The following is a 21419-nucleotide window of genomic DNA, read 5'->3' as shown; positions in this document are numbered from 1 at the left end:
GGGCGGTGAAAATTATGACGGCACTTTCATGGATTGTTTTTCTTCCAACAATTTTTCGACTACGCCCGGATCCGCAAGCGTTGAGGTATCTCCCAAATTACTGGTGTCACCGGCAGCAATTTTGCGCAGAATGCGGCGCATAATTTTACCGGAACGGGTTTTAGGTAATGAATCGGTCCAGTGAAGAACATCCGGAGTGGCGATGGACCCTATCTCTTTGCGCACCCAGTTGCGTACTTCGGTATAGAGTTCCGGTGACGGCTCTTCGCCATGATTCAGAGTGATGTAGGCATAAATAGCCTGACCTTTGATGTTATGCGGGATCCCAACAACGGCGGCTTCTGCAATTTTTGGATGCGATACCAGTGCGGATTCAATTTCAGCTGTTCCAAGACGGTGCCCGGAGATATTCAGGACATCATCCACGCGGCCAGTGATCCAGTAATAGCCATCTTCGTCACGGCGCGCACCATCACCGCTGAAGTACATATTTTTGAAGGTGGAGAAATAGGTTTGCTCAAAGCGGTCATGGTCGCCAAACAATGTACGCGCCTGTCCCGGCCATGAGTCAGTGATGACCAGATTGCCTTCACATGCGCCTTCCTGCGGAACCCCCTCATTATCGACCAATGCGGGCTGTACCCCGAAGAAGGGACGGGTTGCAGAGCCGGCTTTCAGCTCCGTCGCGCCCGGCAACGGTGTGATCATGAAACCGCCGGTTTCAGTCTGCCACCAGGTATCGACGATCGGGCACTGGCTGTTACCAATCGTTTTGTAGTACCACTCCCAGGCTTCCGGGTTAATCGGTTCGCCGACAGAACCCATGATCCGCAGTGACGCGCGGCTGGTTCCTTCGATCGCCTTATCCCCTTCCGCCATCAAGGCGCGAATAGCGGTAGGTGCGGTATAAAGAATATTTACTTTATGCTTATCAACAACCTGAGCCATACGCGCAGGTGTCGGGTAATTGGGCACACCCTCGAACATCAGGCTGATTGCGCCACAAGCCAGCGGGCCGTAAAGCAGATAGCTGTGGCCGGTTACCCATCCCACGTCGGCTGTACACCAATAGATATCGCCGTCGTGATAATCAAAGGTGTATTTGAAGGTCAGCGCTGCATAAACCAGATATCCGCCGGTCGTATGCAAAACGCCTTTAGGTTTGCCGGTGGAGCCGGAGGTGTAGAGGATAAACAGCGGGTCTTCCGCTTTCATTTCTTCGGGTGGGCAATCCGCGGACACGTCTTTTATTGCGTCATGCCACCAGATATCGCGGCCTTCTTTCCATTCACCCTGTTTCCCGGTGCGTTTGAAAATAATGGAGTGCGTAACGCTGGTGACAGCCGGGTTTTTCAGGGCACCGTCCACGTTCTGTTTAAGCGGGATGGTGCGGCCTGCGCGCAAGCCTTCATCGGCGGTGATCACGACTTTGGCATTGGAATCAATGATACGGCCGGAAACGGCTTCCGGTGAGAAACCGGCAAAAATGACCGAATGCACTGCACCAATGCGGGCGCAGGCCAGCATCGCCACGGCAGCCTCAGGCACCATAGGCATATAGATGGCGACAACATCGCCTTTCCTGACGCCAAGTCCTTTTAATACGTTAGCAAACTGGCAGACATCATGGTGAAGCTGTTTGTAAGTGACGTGCTTATTTTCGGCGTTCGGGTCATCGCCTTCCCAAATAAGCGCGGTCTGATCGCCTTTCTCTGCTAAATGCCGGTCGAGACAATTAGCGGCCAGATTGAGCGTGCCATCCTCAAACCAGCGAATATCGATATTTCCCGGTGCAAACGAGGTGTTTTTCACCTTAGTAAACGGTTTGATCCAGTCGAGAACTTTTGCCTGTTCTCCCCAAAATGCATCGGGATCTTCTACGGACTGCTGATAATACTGTTGATATTTTTCAGGTGTGATCAGGGCGCGTTCTGCCAGAGAGGCAGGAATAGAATGTTTATGAATTTGGCTCATGGTTTTTCTCCTTTATTTTGTTAAATATATGTCAATCAAAAGTTAAGTGTAGTTTGCGTTAGGGCTTTGTTTGCTTTCTGGGGGACAGATCACGCAAGCGGAGAAAAAACAGCAAGATATCTGCAACAGCGGTGAGGGGCAGGCCACAAAAGCCAAGATGCAGACAGACGTTATGAATGTATGAGCTAAAAAAGAAACGGAATCTGTCATTTCTCAATGAACGCAGGGCGGTTTGATTAGAGGGAACTACTGAAAATGATCTGGAGGGATATCCGGGCGGGCTGCACTCGGTCAGATCTTTTGATCTGAATACAGACTTTTCTCGCCGCTGTTGGCGAAAATGTATCAATAACCGTGAAAACGTAAATTTTAGTTAAACAAAAAGTAAATTATCAGTTAACTAAAGCTTAACTTTTCACCTTAACAAGAATGATTTTTATTCACGCAGGAACATTTAATGTTAAATATTTTAACCTTTAAGTTAATTTCCTTTCATAAAGTTGATGTTTAAAGATTAATCTGAGATTAAAACTCTTAATATTTGCAATTGGCAATTTATTATAACGTTAAATCAAAAATATCAGTATATTGATCTGGCAAGAGAGGGGTGCTCTCTTCGGTACAGCGAAAAATATCGCCCATTAGCGTATTTTTCACTTAATAGCTACCGTTAAATCTCAAGGACTTATTATGTTTAACGCTAAGAACAAGACACTGGTTATTGCTTTATCCGCTTTAATTTCCGCTTCAGCTTTTGCTGAGGACGTCACAACACCTCCGACCGGGGCCGACCAGGGTTCAGGCCGTATTCATTTCACCGGTACTGTTATTAATGCGCCTTGCTCTATTGCAGCAGGAGATGAAGACATTAATGTCGATATGGGTCAGGTGGCGAATAAGGTGCTGGCAACTGGCAATAAATATTCTCAAAACGTTAACTACACCATCCATCTGCAAGACTGCGATTTGACCGCGCAAACTGCGGGCACTGTTGAATATCCGGCGATGTCTAAAGTAGCCGTATCCTTCGCAGGTACGCCGGACAGCAGCGCCACTGAACTACTGGCGAACACCGGCAGCGCAAAAGGTGCTGGTATCCGTCTCATCGATGCTAACGGTGATTTACTGAAAGTTGGTGATACTTCAAAAGACATTAATCTGGTGACAGGTAATAACGAGCTGGTATTTGCGGCGCGCGTTGAAGCCAACACTCAGCCAGTGTCCACCGGTACAATCGTTTCTCAGGCGACTTACGCCCTGAACTACAAATAAATATTGCTGTTATTTAGGGGAGTAATCTCCCCTTTATTTTCCGGGTGCATCGGGGTTCCGTGCTGGATTTATAAAAATAAAAAAGTGATTTTATTATGTTGTTTGCGATGGACAGAACATCGACAAGGATGAGAATAACAACAGGGGTTATTATTTTCTTGTCGGGATGCCTTATTTCATTCAAAAGTCTGGCGGTAGAATTTAACGTTAACTTTATAGACTCTGCCGATCGCAATAATGTAGACCTTTCACGTTTTCAGGTAGCGAATTACATCGCGCCCGGTGAATATCTGCTGGATGTCGTGCTCAACGGCCGCACGCTGGGTGATCAAAGCCTGATTAAATATATTCCTACTGAAGATAATAAAAACAGTCGTTTGTGCGTGCCGCCTTCACTGGTGGATAAATTCGATCTGACCAAAGCCGCGCAAGAACAACTTACGCTTTGGCATCAGGGTGAATGTACTTCTCTGGATCGTCAGAAGGAAATCACCGCGCGTTATGATCAGGAAAAACAGACGCTGAATATCAGTATTCCGCAGGCCTGGCTGACGTTTCACGATGAAAACTGGGTGCCGCCGTCGCAGTGGGATAATGGCGTAAATGGCGCATTGCTCGATTACAACCTGCTGGGCAGCCAATATATGCCGCAGCACGGCGACAGCTCGACCAGTTTCAGCAGCTACGGTACCACCGGATTTAATCTGGGGGCGTGGCGTGCCCGTGCGGATTATCAGTATTCCGCCGCCCGGACGTCAGGATCGCCTGCGAACGATAAATTTACCTGGACGCAAACCTATCTGTTCCGCGCATTACCTTCCATCGGCGCGCGTCTGACCGGCGGTCAGACCTATTTCAGTTCAGACATTTTTGATTCTTTCCGCTTTGTCGGCGTTTCCGTCAACAGCGATCAGAGGATGCTGCCACCTTCGCTGCGCGGTTATGCGCCTCAGGTGACGGGTATCGCCAAAACCAACGCCAAAGTCAGTATCAGCCAGAACGGCCGCGTGATTTATCAGACCAACGTTTCCCCCGGACCGTTCGTCGTTCAGGACCTGACTGAAGCCGTGCAAGGCGCCCTGGACGTGAAAATTGAAGAAGAAAATGGCAGCGTAACAACCTATCAGGTGACCACGGCGACGATCCCCTTTCTGACCCGCAAAGGGCAGGTGCGTTTCAAAACGGCGATGGGTAAACCGACTACGGGCAGCAGCAATCATGTTTTGCAGCCGGGTTTTTACAGCGGAGAAATGTCGTGGGGCGCGCTTAATGATTTCTCAGTCTATGGCGGCCTGATTGCCACCACCGGAAATTATCAGGCTCAGGCGCTTGGCGTCGGGCAGAATTTGCAAAAGCTGGGCGCGGTGTCTTTTGATGTCACACGTTCTTCCGCGACGGTACCCGTGGCGGGCAAACAAACGGGTTTCAGCTATCGCGCCAACTACTCCAAGCGGTTTGATTCCACCGGAAGTCAGATCACTTTTGCCGGTTATCGTTTCTCGGAAAAAACCTTTATGTCGTTCAACCAGTATCTCGACAAGGTGAACGGCGACGGCTATTCCCGCGACGATAAACAAACTTATACCGTAACGGCCAACCAGTTTCTGCCGTGGCCAGCGATCACGTTGTATCTCTCGGCGACGCACAAGGTGTACTGGAACGAAAATCCCAGCAATAACTACAGCGTTTCCGTCAGCAAGATATTTGATATCGGGCGGTTCACCGGTATTTCCGGAACGTTGTCCGCCAGCAAGCTGAGATACCGCGATACCGATGAAAACCAGATGTTCCTGTCATTCAGTTTGCCGTTGTCTTCCGGGCAGCAAATCAGCTATGACGCTCAGCAGGATTCACAGAGCGGTTTTTCGCAAACCGCATCTTATTACAACAGCCAGGATCCGAATAACAGCTGGCGCGTGGGCGCAGGCGGGAGCAGCCCGGATCTGCAAAAAGGCGACGGGGTTTTCCGCGCGAACTATCAGCATATGTCGCCGTACGGTCAGTTAGGCGTGAATGGCAGCGTAAAAAATAACGATTACCGTTCGGTGAATGCCAACTGGTACGGCTCATTTACGGCGACCGCCGCCGGAGCCGCATTACACCAGAGCAGCTCGGGCAGCGAGCCGCGCATGATGGTGTCAGCCGGAGTAAAAGGCATTCCGATCAGCGAAGGTGCGTCAGTGACGAATGATTACGGCATTGCGGTCGTGAACGGGGTTTCCAGCTACCAGACTTCCGATATCCGCGTAGACGTCAATCATCTGCCAGACGATGTGGAAGTTTACAGCTCAGTAGTCAGCAAAACCCTGACGGAAGGGGCGATAGGCTTCCGCAAAATTCGCGCAATTAAAGGTGAGCGGTTGATGGCCGTAATCCGCCTTGCCGACGGCAGTTATCCGCCATTGGGTTCGTCGGTGATGGACAACAGTTCCGGGTTTGAAGCCGGTTTGATTGGCGATGGCGGTCTGGCGTATCTGGCGGGGGTCTCCGGCGAGAAATCGCTGACAGTACGCTGGGGCGAGGGTCAGAAATGCCGGATCCAGGTGCCTTCGCAGCCCGCAGCCAGCACAGGTCAGGTGTTATTGCCGTGCAGCTGAACATTAACAAAGTGAATCAGGAAAGGAAGAGTCCGATGAAGAAGCAGATTTTACACACTGCCATAGCGTTACTGATGATGGCCAGCGTCGCCTGTCCGGCCATTGCGGCGATCAACCTTGACCGGACGCGCATCATTTTTAATGCCAATGACAAATCAGTCAGCGTCATGCTGGAAAACCAGAGTAAAGGGTTGCCCTATCTGGCGCAGGTCTGGCTGGAGAATGCGCAGGGTGAAAAAATCACATCTCCGCTGGTAGCGTTACCGCCTATGCAGCGAATTGACGCGGGTCAGAAAAGCCAAATTCGCGTACTTCAGTTACCGGAAACCGCCGCACTGCCGAAAGACCGCGAATCCTTATTTTATTTCAATGTGCGGGAAGTGCCGCCAAAAAGTGACATGGCCAACGTCATGCAGGTTGCGATTCAGAGCCGCGTGAAGCTCTTCTTCCGTCCGGCAGAACTGCGCAAGTTGCTGAAAGGAAACTGGCAGGAACAGCTTCAGGTCAGCCGTCTTTCGGACGGTTTGAAACTGACCAACCCGACACCGTTCTATATCACCGTGGGTTATCTGGGTAAAGACAACAAAGGTAATGTGCCGGGTTTTGACAGCGTCATGCTGGCCCCGTTTGCGACGGAATCCCTGACCGGTAGCCAGTACGTCAGCGAGCGGTACAGCCTGGGATATATGGACGACTACGGAGGTTTACAGGTGAATGAGTACCAGTGCCAGGCGACGCAATGTCAGCGCATCAGCAAAGAAGGTAAACGCTAACCCCTGCGTGAAAGCCCGTATTTGAACCTGTTCATCTCATCAATAAGGGATTGTTATGCCTGATATTTACCGGTTATCCGCTGGCAGGATGATATTGATTATTTTATTGCTCTGTTTTTCCCGCAGCGCACTGGCGCTCGATTGTGTGGAAAAAGGAACGGGGATTGTGGACAAGCCTGCGATCCCGGTCGGGCAACTGGCGATCCCGTCGAATGTACCGATGGGCACCAAAATCTGGGAATCCAATGACATTAACGTCACCGCGTATTGCGATAACGTTCTGGGTTCAATCATTGATGTGGTGCATTTTTACTTCAACCCGAAATCGCAGTCAATCGGCGAAGGGTTACTGCTGGGCGTGAGCTATAACGGGCAGGATCTGGAGCAGAATGAGCAGCGGCTGAGTACCAACAGTTCACCCATCAAAAAAGGCCAAAATGTCACGGTCAACGTCACTTTCCGCCTGTATATCAAAGTCAGCGGGAACGCACCTTCCAGCGGGAATTATCAGGGGGCCGATCAGTTCACCGTATTCCAGCTCGATGGCAGCCGGGGCATTAACAAAACACCGGGTGCCAAAAATCTCAAATACAATCTGTCGGGATTACAGGGGATTCGCTTCCTGGCCTGTGGCTCAGATTTGAAAGTTTATCCGGAATCTCAGATTGTGGATTTCGGCCCGATTCAGAGCACCATTCTGTCACGTTCTTCCGGCATTTCCCTGCCGTTCGCCATTAAGGCCGTTAAGCAGGGATGTCTGGATAATTTCTCCCTGCAGGCCGAGTTTTCTACCGCCAGTCCGTTGCTGGATAACACGGCAATTGACCTGTCGAATGGTGCCAAATTAATGCTCTATAACGATAAAGAACAGGCGATTACGTTCAATCGTTACGATGACTTTGCTGAACTCAATAACGTGAATGAAGTAACGAAAAACTTCACGGCGAAAGTGAGTGCGATCCCGGGGAGAGCACTTTCTCTCGGGCAATTTGATGCGTCAGTGATCGTCAAAATTAACTACTACTGAACCGCATCTGTAAGAGGGAGAACGACATGCTAAGAACGGCTAAATTACGGGCTCAGGCGCTTGAAGAACCGGTATATTCTGCGCAGGCTCCGGAACTCATTGCTGAAACAGAAATTCATGCGTTACTGCAAACCTTGCGCGAAGATGCCGGATTGAATAAAACCGAGCTGGCGCGACGTCTTGGGATCACGCCTCCGGCCATCACTCGTCTGGAAAAGCGCCCGGCACAGGCCAGTTTCAGCACGCTGGCCCGTTATGCACAAGCCTGCGGATTTCAGTTGTATCTGTATTATAAATAGACAAAAGCTGTGACTGCCGGGCCTCACAGGTTCTTATTGAAGACGCACAACGTAAACGGTGACTGATTGTTTTCGATGAGCAGGGCGTTATCGCCAAATTTCTTTAAGACCAGCGTATCTGTGTGGCCCGTCAGAAAAAAACTGTTCATCAGTAAAAGTGAGGAAATACGCCAGTCAAAATCGTCCACACTGTCGATATTGATCTGACGGCTGGTCAGCGAGTAGGTCTCCGTCGCTTTACTTTCCTGAACAGAATCATAATAGATATTCCGCAGCAGTGTCTTTTTCTCAACAACGACGTTTTTGTTGTTATACAAATATCCTGTCCCGCTCAGAGAAATCAAAATTTTATTCTTACCCAGAAAGCTAAAGTAAAGTGATGTCACCATTCTGGCTCTTTGATTATCATATTGTGCTTCTATAATCATGTTCCCGTGGCAAGGAAATTTAACCGGAAACGCATCTTTATCTTTTCTTAAGAAAAGTTCGCAAGAGATCATTACGAGTAGAATGACAATGGGGAATGCCGTGATAAGAATAATCGTTTTCACCGTCGGTAATTTTTTCTTATAGTTTGTCATGCGTGGTCCTGTCATTTGTATAATAACTTATGCAAATGTTCATCTTGTGATTATCATCCGTATTACATTGCGTCATGAAGTCGCGCACGGAACCCGTATTTATCGGGAGCGAAAAACGCTCGCTTTGAAATATTAAAATCTCCCCCTGCTTACAGGAAATATTATTTTTTCGCAGGTATATTTCGGCCAGGCGTGTGAATTCATCTTTCCGTGATGGCGTGACGGGCGCAGTTGAATACAAATCGCAGGGACCTATTTTTGTAATCAGCAAATGAGCCTTCGGGTCACTCAGTTCATGGTAAAGAATGAAAATCCCCAAGACGATGATCGCTGCCATGACTAAAATACTCATAAAAATAGTGTGCTTAGCTTCCCACCGGCGCTGTTTGTGAGGCACCTTCTCGGGATGAACTGGCTCAGCGATAATTTCTGCGGAAGGTTTTCCTTCTTTGACAGGCTGCATGATCTCAGCGATTTCGCTAACAGGCTTATGCTCTTCCGTACTCTCTTTATGAATTGCGATTTGTTCGAAGTTCACTTCAATGGCGATCTCTTTTCTGATGAAAAAACCGACCTTAGGAACGGTGACAATGAATTCATCAGAATAACCCAGGAGTGAAATCACTTTGCGTAATTTACTGATGCAGTGATTGAGATTATTATTACTGGCAGTCAGGCCATAGTCATCCCATACTTTTTTAAAAAATGTTTCACGATGAACAACAATGCCATGCTGTTCAATCAGTAATAATAAAATCCTCCGTGCAGGATTGGATACAACGGCCTTGCTCTCGGCATCGCTCAGCAAAGAAAGTGAGTTATCCTCTGGATTGAATACTATTTCATTTTCAATCAGATAAATCATTTGCATCCTTCTTCTCCCTGTTAAAACTATCCTGTTGTGCATTCGCTTTCAGATAATTAGTACAGTGTTACCCTACCAGAGTTTTACCTTTAAATACCGTCGTAAAAGGGCAGCCAGTATAAACCGTACTATTTAAAATTCAGATTGTTGTCAGAAATATTTACAGCATGGCGATGCGCTGACTTATCAGGGAAAGAAGGAGAGATATCTGAGGGGAGCGATATAAATCACGTACGGAATTTTAGTAGTACGTGATTTATACGGCGATTATGACAGGTACTGGCCGGTAATGTGAACCTGCTGGTGTTCAAAGTCGATCGCGATATCGACCCCCAGCGGCAGGGTGAGCATCGGGTGTGTATGGCAACAGTCAAAACCGGCGACTAAAGGGATATCCTGCCCGTTAAGAATTTCCAAAAGCACATCAACAGGCTGTCCGCCGGTTCCTGCGTCATCAAATAATTCGTGCTTCCCGAGCAATATCGCACTGACGCGATCGAAAACACCGTTGAGTTTCAGCATGGAAAAAGAGCGCTCGACGGTGGCAATGTTCAGCAGACTATCTTCGATAAATAAAATGTCGCCCTGACGAATTTCTGGCAGATAAGGACTTCCCCAGATCCCCGAAAGGGTATTGAGGTTGCCGCCGATGACACGTCCTTCAATACGCCCTTTGCCGATAAAACGGCAGGCATTGGCATACAAATGCTTAGCCCGAACCGGAGTGGCATCATTCCAGTTAAGCCGTTCGTCCGTCCAGTGTGAGGGCAGGGTATAACGATAGGGTGCATCGTGACGGTTCATCAGAACGTCAGTAAAAGATGCATAAGTCTCATCAACCAGCGGGGGGAACTCGCCGAAGGAGGCGACCAGCGCAGGGCCGTAAAAAGTCACCAGCCCGGTTTGCGCGTAAATCCCTGCCAGCAGTGCGGTGGTATCTGAATAACCAATAATGATTTTCGGGTCAGCGCGCAGCGCGTCGTAATCCAGATAAGGCAGTAGCGAGTTGGTGTTATTGCCCCCGATAGTGGACATCACACAGCGCACCTGCGGATCACGAAACAGCTGATTTAATTCTTCTGCACGCCGGGCAACAGATCCTGAACGGTAATGGTCTGATTCACCGGTCAGCAATCCCGCTTTGAGCCTAAAACCTTTCTCCCGCAGGAATTCTTTCCCGCGCGCAAAGCGGTTTGGTGCTGTTGCGGTAACCGGTGAAGAGGCGGAGAAAAAACCAATAGTGTCACCGGTTTTCAATGCTTGCGGGAATAGCGGAGTTCCGGACGAAGGCATTTCTATATCCTATAAATTTGCTCAATGTTCAACCTGCAATGTATCAGCTCAGTTGCAGGTTGAACACGGAAAATCAAAGGATTAATGTCCATAATGAAGCCTTCTGGCCTAACGTTTAAACAATATTGAACGGGAGTTTTATGCAAATGAATCAAGGGATGAGAAGTCAGTCACGAAAGGAGAGTATGAAAAATTTTTGGAATAGCAGAAAGCAAAAAACCAGCCGTTAGGCTGGTTTCTTTAAATATGGTGCCCGGACTCGGAATCGAACCAAGGACACAGGGATTTTCAATCCCTTGCTCTACCGACTGAGCTATCCGGGCAACGGGGCGCATTAAACCGTATTGGGCATGAGCCGTCAACGGCTTTGTCATCTAAAACACATAAAAGACGTTCGTTTGCTGTCTTTTCATTCAAAAATGACGATTTGGTCTGTCTGGCATCAGGGAAACTCAGGAAAGCGCGCCATGCTCGCGGCAGCGGGCGATATTCAGCACATCTTCCGCCAGACGCCGTGCCACTTCCACATCGATGAGCTGGCGTTTCACCAGCAACTTACTCAGGCAACCTTCAAGGATGAGTTCCATCTGCTGCGCCACCATTTCGGCGTCATCGGAACCCATTTCCTGGAGCAAAGACAGCGTGTAATCGTAGGACGCCCGTTTCTGATTTTCAGCCAGTTGGTGAATAGGAGCGTCGCTCTCAGGGAAAAACGTACAGGCTGCAATAAAGAGGCAACCCGGATAACGCTGCTGGCGCACCTGCTCATCGAGCACTTTATACCGTGCCAGCAATTTCTGCGGCGGGGTGAGCGTGTCATCCAGCATCAGCTGACGCCGCCAGATCTCAATTTGCTCGCCGTGATAGCGCAGGCTGTCGTAGAGCAGCGCTTCGGCGTCGGGCCAGAAACGGCGCAGTTCATTAAGCGGAACGTCGACGAGTTCTGCGACTTTTTCCAGTGACAATGTTGCAAGGCCACGTTGTTCCAAGAGATTAAGGGTTTGATCGAGAACCTGTTCACGTAGCACGTTTGCCTCCTCACAATTCGCGTACTTCAAAATGTAGTGTCGTTTAAGGGCGGGTTTTCTGCAAATGCGCACTGAACTCTGTGGCATCCATAAAACCGGTCACCCGCGACTGCGGCAATTCATGGCCGTCGGGGCCGAAGAATAAAATCGTGGGCAAGCCCAGCACTTCAAGACGCTTTAACAACGCCTTCTGCTCCGGCGAGTTTTGCGTGACATCGGCCTGAAGTAACAAAGTGTCCGCCAGCTCATTCTGCACCTCTGGCGCTGAAAACGTATATTTTTCGAACTCTTTACACGCCACACACCAGTCGGCATACAAATCCAGCATAACGCGTTTACCCTGTGCTCCCTGCAAAGCGGCGTTCAGTTCGTCAACGTTATGGATCTGTTGGAAGTTCAGCGCGTGCTGCGATGCGGCTCCGCTGCTGGCGGGCGCAAAGGCCCAGTCCTGCAACGGACGGCTGACGATAAGCGCAGCGGCCAGGAAAATCAGTTGCAGAACGCGCACGATGCCACGCTGGCTTTTGAGGCTCAGCAGTAGCACCCAGCCGAAGAACGCGATGCCGAGCAGGCTCCACAGGCGTAATCCCCAGGTATCGCCAATCACACGCTCAAGTAAAAACACCGGCAGCGCCAGAATGACAAAACCGAAGCCTTCTTTGACGTAATGCATCCACGGACCGCTGCGTGGCAGCAGTTTATTCCCGAACATCGTGACGATAATCAGCGGGATCCCCATGCCCAGTGCGTACAGATACAGCGTGCCGGCACCGGCCAGCAGGTTTCCGCTTTGGGCGATGTACAGCAGGATGGCGCTTAGCGGCGCGGTGGTGCAGGGGGAACAAATCAGGCCAGCCAGCGCACCCATAATAAAGACGCCCGGCAGCGAACCGCCTTTTTGTTCATTGCTCCACAACGCAAGCCGGGTCTGAACGGAGGACGGAAGTTGCAGACTGAAAGCCCCAAACATCGATAACGCCAGCGCGATAAACATGAAGGATAAAACGATCAGCACCCACGTGCTTTGCAGCGCGGCCTGGAACTGCAACCCTGCGGCCGCAACCACCATGCCGAGCAGCGTATATGTCAGCGCCATTCCCTGAACGTAAACCAGCGACAGCAGGAAAATTCGTTTGATGCTGTGCGGACGCTGGCGCCCGAGAATAATGCCTGAAATCAGCGGATACATCGGCAGCACGCACGGCGTGAACGCGATGCCGATACCAATCAGTAACGCCCAAAGCGGCGAGAACGGCAGCGGCGTTGATTCTTTCGCAGGCGTGGCTTCGACCGGCTGAGGGAGGGATTCAGTGATGACTTTGCTGTCTATGACGGGCTCTGCAACCGCACTGAGCGGCACTTCGCGGATTTCCGGCGGGTAGCAAAAACCTGCAGCGGCACATCCCTGATAGGTCACACGGACCGTCGAATCGGCGCTGGCCTGCCGTATCGGCACCGTGAGGCGTAGCGTGTTTTCGAACACTTCACTGTCGCCGAAAAACTCATCGTGATGCTCACGTCCCTTCGGCAGAATAAACGCCGCCAGCTGGGCATTCTTCGGTTCAATCTCAATTTTGCTGCGATATAAATAGTAACCGTCGCGGATCTGCCAGTTCAGTTTGAGGTCATGACCTTGTTGCTGAAAATCAAAGCTGAAAGCCTGATCGACAGGGACAAATTGCGGGGCGGCCGGTTTATCAAACAACGAGGCGTGAGCCTGCAAAGGCAACATAAACAGGCTGCACAGCAGGAAGAAAATTCGAAGAATGCGGTGATCCATGCGGAGTAAAGTTCTCTTTGTCGCGGCAGATGAACGGCCACTGGGTGATTCGACAGAAGATGCGGACGGCTTCATGCCGCAGCGCGTTAACGAAATGTGAGTATACCCCGTGCGAATGCGACGCAGAAAGCCTTGCAGGTGCTTTATAAAAGAGTGAATCGGGAGAACGCAGGAAAGGCGGGGGCCGCAGCCCCCGGAAAAACTGTCAGAGAATAATACTGCCGATGGCGAAGCCAAAAAGAACCGATAAAAATACGCCGATCGTGCCCGGTATAAAGAACGGGTGGTTAAAGACAAAACGGCCAATTCGGGTGGTGCCGGTGTCATCCATTTGCACGGCGGCAACCAGTGTCGGATACGTCGGCAAAATGAACAGCCCGGAGACTGCTGCGAAAGAACCCACCGCTGTCAGCGGGGAAACGCTCAGCGCCAGCGCCATAGGCAACAGGGCTTTGGTCGTCGCGGCCTGCGAATACAGCAGGGCTGAACTGAAGAAGAAAATCACTGCCAGCAGCCACGGATGTGCCTGAATAATGGTGCCCGCCGTTTCCTTAATCCAGCCCAGATTCGCCTGTACAAACGTGTCGCCGAGCCAGGCAACGCCGAGGATACAAATACAGGCGCTCATGCCGGATTTGAACGTGCTGGAGGTCAGAATCGAATCGGTATCAATGCGGCATAACAGGGTGATTAATGTCGCCACGCTGAGCATGATAATCAGGATCGCGCTGTTGGTGGTCATCACCGGTTGAGCGACCCAGCCAAGGCTCGGGCTGTTAATCACGGCGTAACCCACCACAGAAAAAACGCCCAGCAGGAACAGTAAAACGGAAAGCTTAGCGCCGCGTTTAATTTCCACTTTCTTATCGCCGCGCAGCTCAATCAGGCCTTCTTCATAACGCTTGAGATAAACCGGATCGTTGGAGAGTTTCGAGTCAAAGCACCAGCTGATGATCAGCGACATCACAATCACGGCGGCCAGCGTCGAAGGAATCATCACCATCAGCAGATGCAAATAACTGACGCCGTGGCTTTCCATCGTCGACGCCATATACACCACTGCGGCGGAAATCGGCGAGGCGGTAATGGCAATCTGCGCGGCCACAACGGCTGTCGACAGCGGACGGCAGGGTTTAATCCCTTGCTCTTTTGCCACTTCAGAAATCACCGGTAGCGCGGAGAGTGAAATGTTGCCGGTACCGGCCATGATCGTGAGGAAATAGGTGACGATCGGGGCGAGAAGGGTGATGTGTTTCGGGTTGCGGCGCAGCAGTTTTTCGGTTTGCTGCACCAGATAATCCATCCCGCCCGCGACCTGCATGGTCGAGATGGCGGCAATCACGGCCATGATGATGGAGATCACGTCAAAAGGAATTGAGCCCGGTTTCACGCCGATTAAAGCGAGTACCAGAACGCCCAATCCGCCAGCGAAACCAATGCCGATGCCGCCTAAGCGGGCACCGAGAAAAATCGCGGCGAGTACAATAATAAGTTCGATGATTAACATGGCTGTCCGTCCATATATCCAGCAATCCTTAAGGAATTGAAAAATAATTGTTATGTAATTGTTGTTTGCTACAAAGTAAAAAGGCCCGCTGTTCCGCAGAACAACGAGCCTTTAAGAGGTCAATAATACTGTCTGTTACTGTTCATTTTCATCGGTATAGCGTTTCGCTTTGTAAGCCGGGTGCTTCAGATTTTCGATAGAGAAAATGTCGTCCAGCTCTGCTTCCGTCAGCAAACCGCGCTCCAGCACGACTTCACGGACGCTCTTGCCGGTTTCCGCACAAATCTTTCCGACGATATCGCCATTGTGGTGGCCGATAAACGGGTTCAGATACGTCACGATACCAATGGAGTTGAAGACGTAGAACTCGCACACTTCTTTGTTTGCCGTAATGCCGTTGATGCATTTTTCCAGCAGGTTATAGCAGGCGTTAGTCAGGATATGCACGGATTCAAACATGGCCTGGCCGATCACCGGTTCCATAACGTTCAGCTGCAACTGACCCGCTTCGGCGGCCATCGTGACGCATACGTCATTGCCGATAACTTTGAAGCAAACCTGATTCACCACTTCCGGGATCACCGGGTTAACTTTGGCAGGCATGATGGAAGAACCCGCCTGCAATTCTGGCAGGTTGATCTCATTGAGCCCTGCGCGCGGGCCGGAAGAGAGCAGGCGCAGGTCGTTACAAATTTTGGAAAGCTTAACCGCCAGACGTTTCAGGGAGCTGTGAACCATCACGTAAGCGCCGCAGTCTGATGTTGCTTCAATCAGGTCTTCCGCAGGAACGCAGGCCAGATTGCTGACTTCCGCCAGTTTCTGCACGGCCAGTTGCTGATAGCCTTCCGGCGTGTTCAGACGTGTACCGATTGCCGTAGCCCCGAGGTTCACTTCCAGCAGTAATTCGCCGGTGCGGATCAGGTTGCGGGTTTCTTCTTTAAGCAGCACGTTAAATGCGTGGAATTCCTGGCCCAGGGTCATCGGCACCGCGTCCTGCAACTGCGTGCGGCCCATTTTGATGATGTTTTCGAATTCGACTGCTTTGCGCTCGAAACCATCGCCCAGCTGGGAAATTGCATCCACCAGTTTCAGCAAGGACGCGTAGACCGCAATACGGAAACCGGTCGGGTAGGCATCATTGGTGGACTGGCATTTATTAAGGTGATCGTTGGGATTCAGAAACTGGTAATCGCCTTTCTGGTGGCCCATCAGCTCCAGGCCGATGTTTGCCAGCACTTCATTCGTGTTCATATTTACCGAGGTTCCCGCGCCGCCCTGATAGACGTCGATAGGGAACTGGTCCATGCATTTACCGTTATCAAGCACTTCGTCGCACGCCTGAATGATGATGTCCGCAATATGGCGTGGAATGGTGCGCAGCTCTTTGTTAGCCAGAGCCGCTGCTTTCTTCACCATCACCATGCCACGAACAAACTCAGGCACATCGCTGATCTTGGTGTTGCTGATATAGAAGTTTTCAATCGCCCGCAGGGTATGAATGCCGTAATAAGCTTCTGCCGGAACTTCGCGCGTGCCCAGCAGGTCTTCCTCGATACGAATGGTGTTTGACATGAGAACCTTCTCTTCGGTACTGAATGCGTTATGCGATGTTTAAAATTATGTTACTGGCCGTAGTAAATTTAAAACGATCAACCGTTGTTGCCACAACGAAGGCGATCATATGCTGGTTCAGGGGAATTGCACGTACTAAGATCACTATCCTGCCCTATGATTGTGCAAGATTTTAGTATCTGTGAGAACTCTCACAATTCATTTACCTGCTCAATTAAATCAGGTCTGGCGCTTGAAATCACCGGAACACAGCACCATTTCAGTGTAGTCAGCCTGCATTTCTTTGATGGCAAACATCGGAAACAGGCACCTATTCAGAGTTTCGAACGTTTCTGAAAAAGAACTTCGGGGCCAAATTACAAGGAGAATGCGGTGCGCTGGATACCGTTACTACTGTTATTCCTGCTGGCTTACATCGAAATTACCTTATTTATCAAGGTGGCTGCGGTCGTTGGCGTCGCCACGACGTTATTGTTGGTGGTATTCACCTCCTGCGTGGGTGTTTCTCTGGTCAAAAATCAGGGGATGAAAACCTTCATGCAGCTTCAGCAGAAGCTCGCTGTCGGTGAAAGCCCGGCGGCTGAGATGGTGAAGAGTGTTTCACTGGTGATTGCCGGTTTCCTGTTGCTGGTGCCAGGCTTCTTTACTGATTTCCTCGGGTTGCTGCTCTTGCTGCCGCCGGTTCAGAAGAGACTGACGCTTAAGCTGATGCCGCATCTGAATATTGTCCGGTCTGGCGGTAACTGGGGTCACAGTGCGCCCACCGGGAATACCTTCGATGGTGAGTTCCAGCGCACAGATGAAACGCAGGAACGCCTGGTTTCACCGAAAAAAGATGACGACACAGAGCACCGCGATCGCTAATCTCTGTGGCCTTGATTGTTAATACATTGTTGGGATGCGTGTTTCAGGCCGATTTTGGATCCCCTGAAAGTCGAAAGAAAAAGCGAAATTTTTTCTGTTCTTCCCCTTGAAGGGCGGCGTATCGCCCCCATTAAACAAACCACGAGGCCGGGCAGCACTTGTCAGGCATTCAACCCTAAAAATAGATATGGATCCGCTCACAGGAGAGTTATCAATGAAAATTCGTCCATTGCATGACCGCGTTATCGTCAAGCGTAAAGAAGTAGAATCTAAATCCGCTGGCGGCATCGTTCTGACTGGCTCAGCTGCGGGTAAATCCACCCGTGGTGAAATCCTGGCTGTCGGCCATGGTCGCATTCTGGAAAATGGTGAAGTTAAAGCGCTGGACGTGAAAGTTGGCGACATCGTCATCTTCAACGACGGCTACGGCGTGAAAGCTGAAAAAATCGACAATGAAGAAGTGTTGATTATGTCTGAGAGCGACATCCTGGCAATCGTAGAAGCCTGATCATCCTCCGACCCACTTTTTTCTGAACTGAACGAATTGAAGGGAAATTAACAATGGCAGCTAAAGAAGTTAAATTCGGTAACGACGCTCGTGTGAAAATGCTGCGTGGCGTAAACATCCTTGCTGATGCAGTAAAAGTGACCCTGGGCCCTAAAGGCCGCAACGTGGTTTTGGACAAATCTTTCGGTGCTCCAACCATCACTAAAGACGGCGTGTCCGTAGCGCGTGAAATCGAACTGGAAGATAAGTTCGAAAACATGGGCGCACAGATGGTGAAAGAAGTAGCGTCCAAAGCGAACGATGCAGCGGGTGACGGTACCACTACCGCAACCGTTCTGGCACAAGCCATCATCACTGAAGGTCTGAAAGCCGTTGCCGCTGGCATGAACCCAATGGATCTGAAACGCGGGATCGACAAAGCGGTCATCCACGCTGTTGAAGAACTGAAAAAACTGTCTGTGCCTTGCTCTGATTCTAAAGCGATTGCACAGGTAGGGACCATCTCTGCTAACTCCGATGAAACCGTCGGTAAACTCATCGCTGAAGCGATGGAAAAAGTGGGCAAAGAAGGCGTCATCACTGTTGAAGAAGGCACCGGTCTGCAAGACGAGCTGGACGTTGTTGAAGGGATGCAGTTCGACCGCGGTTACCTGTCTCCATACTTCATCAACAAACCAGAAACTGGTTCAATCGAACTGGAAAGCCCGTTCATTTTGCTGGCTGACAAAAAGATTTCTAACATCCGTGAAATGCTGCCAGTACTGGAAGCCGTTGCGAAAGCCGGTAAACCACTGCTGATCATTGCTGAAGACGTTGAAGGCGAAGCCCTGGCGACTCTGGTTGTGAACACCATGCGTGGCATCGTGAAAGTGGCTGCAGTTAAAGCACCTGGCTTCGGCGACCGTCGTAAAGCGATGTTGCAGGACATCGCAACCCTGACTGGCGGTACTGTAATCTCTGAAGAGATCGGTCTGGAGCTGGAAAAAGCGACTCTGGAAGATATGGGTCAGGCTAAACGTGTTGTGATCAACAAAGACACCACCATCATCATCGATGGCGTTGGCGAAGAAGCAACAATTCAGGGCCGCGTATCTCAGATCCGTCAGCAGATCGAAGAAGCGACCTCTGATTACGACCGCGAAAAACTGCAAGAGCGTGTGGCTAAACTGGCAGGCGGCGTCGCTGTTCTGAAAGTTGGCGCAGCAACTGAAGTTGAAATGAAAGAGAAGAAAGCCCGCGTTGAAGATGCCCTGCACGCAACCCGTGCTGCGGTTGAAGAAGGCGTGGTTGCCGGTGGTGGTGTTGCGCTGATCCGCGTTGCTCACACCCTGGCTGGCCTGAAAGGCGACAACGAAGATCAGAACGTGGGTATCCGCGTTGCTCTGCGCGCAATGGAATCTCCACTGCGTCAGATCGTTGTGAACGCAGGCGAAGAAGCTTCTGTTATCGCAAACAAAGTGAAAGCGGGCGAAGGCAGCTTCGGCTACAACGCTTACACTGAAGAATACGGCGACATGATCGCAATGGGTATCCTGGATCCAACGAAAGTAACCCGTTCTGCTCTGCAGTACGCATCTTCTGTCGCTGGCCTGATGATCACCACTGAGTGCATGATCACCGACCTGCCTAAAGATGATAAAGGCGATATGGGCGGTGCTGGCGGTATGGGTGGCATGGGCGGTATGGGCGGCATGATGTAATCATCATCCCCCTGCGTTCATCCGCAGGTACGGCAAATCAGCGGCAATTTTGTCGTCTGAGTTAACGTACTGAAGAAACCCGGTCTGAAAAGACCGGGTTTTTTTATTTGACCCTTTTTTATCGTGTTCAGTAAGATAAGTCTCAATGTCTTCCGGGTTTACCGTGTAGACTCATTTCTGCGTGGTTTTCGGATTTATACCGATAGCGCGGAACCTTGGGTATACGTGGCAACGGATGCCTAAGAGAGCCAGGTGTTTTCTGATAGGCTTTATGTGATTACAAAAACAAATGGGGAAAGTGATGCGGATTAAAATGTTACTGGGCCTGTCAGCTATCGCGCTGCTTGCCGGGTGCAGTACCACTCATCAACTGGATGCAGCGGGCCAGCAGGTGAAATTCACGGACGACAAACCAGGCGCAAATTGTCAGCTCCTCGGTGAAGTCACTGGTGCCCAAAGCAACTGGCTCTCCGGTACCGGCGGCGACGGCAGCTCAATGCGTGGTGCGGCAAATGACCTGCGCAACAAGGCAGCAGCGATGGGTGGCAATACCATTTATGGTGCCAACAGCCCGTCTCAAAATTTCCTGTCCAGCTTTGCACCGGTTGACAGCAAAATGGTCGGCCAGGTTTATAAGTGCCCATAGTCGGGATGTTCACGCTTTAGCTGCGTGAACTTGAATAGAAAAAACAAAGGGATGCCCGCTGGCATCCCTTTTTGCATTTCAAAATTTACGATTACGATTGCTTGAGCCGCAAATCCAAAATAGTTTTACTTGGCTCGCCGCCAATTTCGCGGGTCAGTTTCGGCACCATGTAGCCGGAGACTTTGCTCATCAGTCCTTTCATGATGACGCGCGCTTCATCGTCGCTCACCATGAAATGCGCCGCGCCCTGAACTTTATCCAGTACATGGATGTAGTAAGGTAAAATTCCCGCATCAAACAGCGCATTACTGAGCGCGGCCAGCACATCGGCAGAATCATTCACATCACGCAACAGCACGCTCTGGTTGAGCAGCGTGACGCCATGACGTTTCAGTTTGTTCATGCTTTCGCGCAAAGCGTCATCGATTTCATTGGCGTGATTGATGTGCGTCACCATAAGCACCTGCAAACGAGACTGTTCAAGGCGCTGGCAGAGCGTATCCGTGATACGCGCGGGGATCACTACCGGTAAACGGGTATGAATGCGCAGACGTTTAATGTGTGCGATCCCTTCCAGTTCAGCGATCAACCAGTCGAGTTCATGATCTTTCGCCATCAGCGGATCACCGCCGGAGAAAATAATTTCATCGAGTTCGGGGCGTGTACGGATATAATCCAGCGCCTGAACCCAATTGGCCTTATTTCCCTGGTTGTCCTGATACGGAAAATGGCGGCGGAAGCAGTAACGGCAATTCACTGCACAGCCGCCTTTCACCAGCAGCAGGGCACGATTGTTATACTTGTGCAACAGACCCGGAACAACGCTGCGTTGTTCATCAAGCGGGTCGGTGGTAAAGCCCGGCGCCGCGATAAATTCTTCGCGTGCGGTCAATACCTGGAGCAACAAAGGATCCCGCGGATCGCCGCGCTGCATACGTGTTACAAAGGCACGGGGCACACGAAGCGGGAACAAACGACGGGCCTCATGGCCACTTTGCAGATCTGCATTGTCGTTAAGTGCCAGAAGAGTAAGCAGTTCATTCGGGTCAGTGATAACATCGCCGAGTTGATACAACCAATCTTCTCTAAATGGCGTGTTTAGGGTTACAATGTTTGCCATTTTTTGGCTAATA

18 protein-coding genes and 1 tRNA gene are annotated in these 21419 nt (G+C 50.5%); 9 read left to right on the top strand and 10 right to left on the bottom strand.

What is annotated here, in order from left to right; all coding sequences use genetic code 11:
- Window positions 1-12: 12 nt before the first annotated feature.
- Window positions 13-1974, bottom strand: coding sequence for an acetate--CoA ligase (gene acs, locus BV494_RS14855; RefSeq protein ID WP_104923567.1), 1962 nt, complete (start codon window positions 1972-1974; stop codon window positions 13-15).
- Window positions 1975-2664: 690 nt separating this feature from the next.
- Here acs and BV494_RS14850 point away from each other — a divergent pair.
- The 5 genes from BV494_RS14850 to BV494_RS14830 all read left to right on the top strand — a co-directional run bounded on the left by BV494_RS14850 (window position 2665) and on the right by BV494_RS14830 (window position 7942).
- A complete protein-coding gene (locus BV494_RS14850; RefSeq protein WP_104923566.1) occupies window positions 2665-3246 on the top strand; it encodes a fimbrial protein in 582 nt (193 codons plus the stop codon).
- A 95-nt stretch (window positions 3247-3341) separates the two neighbouring features.
- Window positions 3342-5843: a fimbria/pilus outer membrane usher protein gene (locus tag BV494_RS14845; protein WP_104923565.1), complete on the top strand. Its 2502-nt coding sequence runs from the start codon at window positions 3342-3344 to the stop codon at window positions 5841-5843.
- A gap of 35 nt (window positions 5844-5878) precedes the next feature.
- A complete protein-coding gene (locus BV494_RS14840) occupies window positions 5879-6616 on the top strand; it encodes a fimbrial biogenesis chaperone (RefSeq protein ID WP_104924811.1) in 738 nt (245 codons plus the stop codon).
- 88 nt (window positions 6617-6704) lie between these two features.
- On the top strand, window positions 6705-7643 hold the full coding sequence (locus BV494_RS14835; protein ID WP_226790085.1) for a fimbrial protein: 939 nt from the start codon (window positions 6705-6707) through the stop codon (window positions 7641-7643).
- Window positions 7644-7669: 26 nt separating this feature from the next.
- Complete coding sequence (locus BV494_RS14830) at window positions 7670-7942, top strand: helix-turn-helix domain-containing protein (RefSeq protein WP_104923563.1); 273 nt, start codon at window positions 7670-7672, stop codon at window positions 7940-7942.
- A gap of 23 nt (window positions 7943-7965) precedes the next feature.
- On the opposite strand, the gene BV494_RS14825 is transcribed toward BV494_RS14830, so the two are convergent.
- The 8 genes from BV494_RS14825 to aspA all read right to left on the bottom strand — a co-directional run bounded on the left by BV494_RS14825 (window position 7966) and on the right by aspA (window position 16568).
- Complete coding sequence (locus BV494_RS14825; RefSeq protein ID WP_104923562.1) at window positions 7966-8523, bottom strand: FidL-like protein; 558 nt, start codon at window positions 8521-8523, stop codon at window positions 7966-7968.
- Window positions 8510-9394, bottom strand: coding sequence for a winged helix-turn-helix domain-containing protein (locus BV494_RS14820; RefSeq protein WP_104923561.1), 885 nt, complete (start codon window positions 9392-9394; stop codon window positions 8510-8512). Before BV494_RS14820 ends, BV494_RS14825 begins: the two co-directional genes overlap by 14 nt.
- A gap of 261 nt (window positions 9395-9655) precedes the next feature.
- Window positions 9656-10681 carry a S66 family peptidase gene (locus tag BV494_RS14815; protein ID WP_104923560.1) on the bottom strand — a complete coding sequence of 342 codons (1026 nt, stop codon included), beginning with the start codon at window positions 10679-10681 and terminating at the stop codon, window positions 9656-9658.
- Window positions 10682-10928: 247 nt separating this feature from the next.
- Window positions 10929-11004, bottom strand: a tRNA-Phe gene (locus BV494_RS14810).
- Between the two features lie 129 nt (window positions 11005-11133).
- Window positions 11134-11709 carry a division control transcriptional repressor DicD gene (gene dicD / locus BV494_RS14805; protein WP_104923559.1) on the bottom strand — a complete coding sequence of 192 codons (576 nt, stop codon included), beginning with the start codon at window positions 11707-11709 and terminating at the stop codon, window positions 11134-11136.
- Between the two features lie 43 nt (window positions 11710-11752).
- Window positions 11753-13489, bottom strand: a complete 1737-nt coding sequence (locus BV494_RS14800) for a protein-disulfide reductase DsbD (protein WP_104923558.1) — start codon at window positions 13487-13489, stop codon at window positions 11753-11755.
- A gap of 205 nt (window positions 13490-13694) precedes the next feature.
- On the bottom strand, window positions 13695-14996 hold the full coding sequence (locus BV494_RS14795) for an anaerobic C4-dicarboxylate transporter (protein ID WP_104923557.1): 1302 nt from the start codon (window positions 14994-14996) through the stop codon (window positions 13695-13697).
- Window positions 14997-15131: 135 nt separating this feature from the next.
- On the bottom strand, window positions 15132-16568 hold the full coding sequence (aspA, locus tag BV494_RS14790) for an aspartate ammonia-lyase (protein ID WP_104923556.1): 1437 nt from the start codon (window positions 16566-16568) through the stop codon (window positions 15132-15134).
- A gap of 372 nt (window positions 16569-16940) precedes the next feature.
- Here aspA and BV494_RS14780 point away from each other — a divergent pair, with 372 nt between their 5' ends.
- The 4 genes from BV494_RS14780 to BV494_RS14765 all read left to right on the top strand — a co-directional run bounded on the left by BV494_RS14780 (window position 16941) and on the right by BV494_RS14765 (window position 20286).
- Window positions 16941-17432, top strand: coding sequence for an FxsA family protein (locus BV494_RS14780; protein WP_104923554.1), 492 nt, complete (start codon window positions 16941-16943; stop codon window positions 17430-17432).
- 214 nt (window positions 17433-17646) lie between these two features.
- Complete coding sequence (locus BV494_RS14775; protein ID WP_009636718.1) at window positions 17647-17940, top strand: co-chaperone GroES; 294 nt, start codon at window positions 17647-17649, stop codon at window positions 17938-17940.
- A gap of 53 nt (window positions 17941-17993) precedes the next feature.
- Entirely contained in the window at window positions 17994-19640 is a 1647-nt protein-coding gene (gene groL, locus BV494_RS14770; protein WP_104923553.1) for a chaperonin GroEL, read from the top strand.
- 301 nt (window positions 19641-19941) lie between these two features.
- The gene (locus BV494_RS14765) at window positions 19942-20286 is read left to right on the top strand and encodes a DUF4156 domain-containing protein (RefSeq protein WP_104924810.1); all 345 of its coding nucleotides are present in this window, start codon (window positions 19942-19944) and stop codon (window positions 20284-20286) included.
- A 91-nt stretch (window positions 20287-20377) separates the two neighbouring features.
- On the opposite strand, the gene epmB is transcribed toward BV494_RS14765, so the two are convergent.
- Window positions 20378-21406 (bottom strand): EF-P beta-lysylation protein EpmB, encoded by a 1029-nt coding sequence (gene epmB / locus BV494_RS14760; RefSeq protein ID WP_104923552.1) that lies wholly within the window; start codon window positions 21404-21406, stop codon window positions 20378-20380.
- Window positions 21407-21419 lie beyond the last annotated feature (13 nt).

This window comes from Rahnella sikkimica, from assembly GCF_002951615.1.
Classification (GTDB): Bacteria; Pseudomonadota; Gammaproteobacteria; order Enterobacterales; family Enterobacteriaceae; genus Rahnella; species Rahnella sikkimica.
The sequence above is the reverse complement of the archived record's forward strand: the minus strand, read 5'-3'. Positions and strand labels throughout refer to the sequence as shown.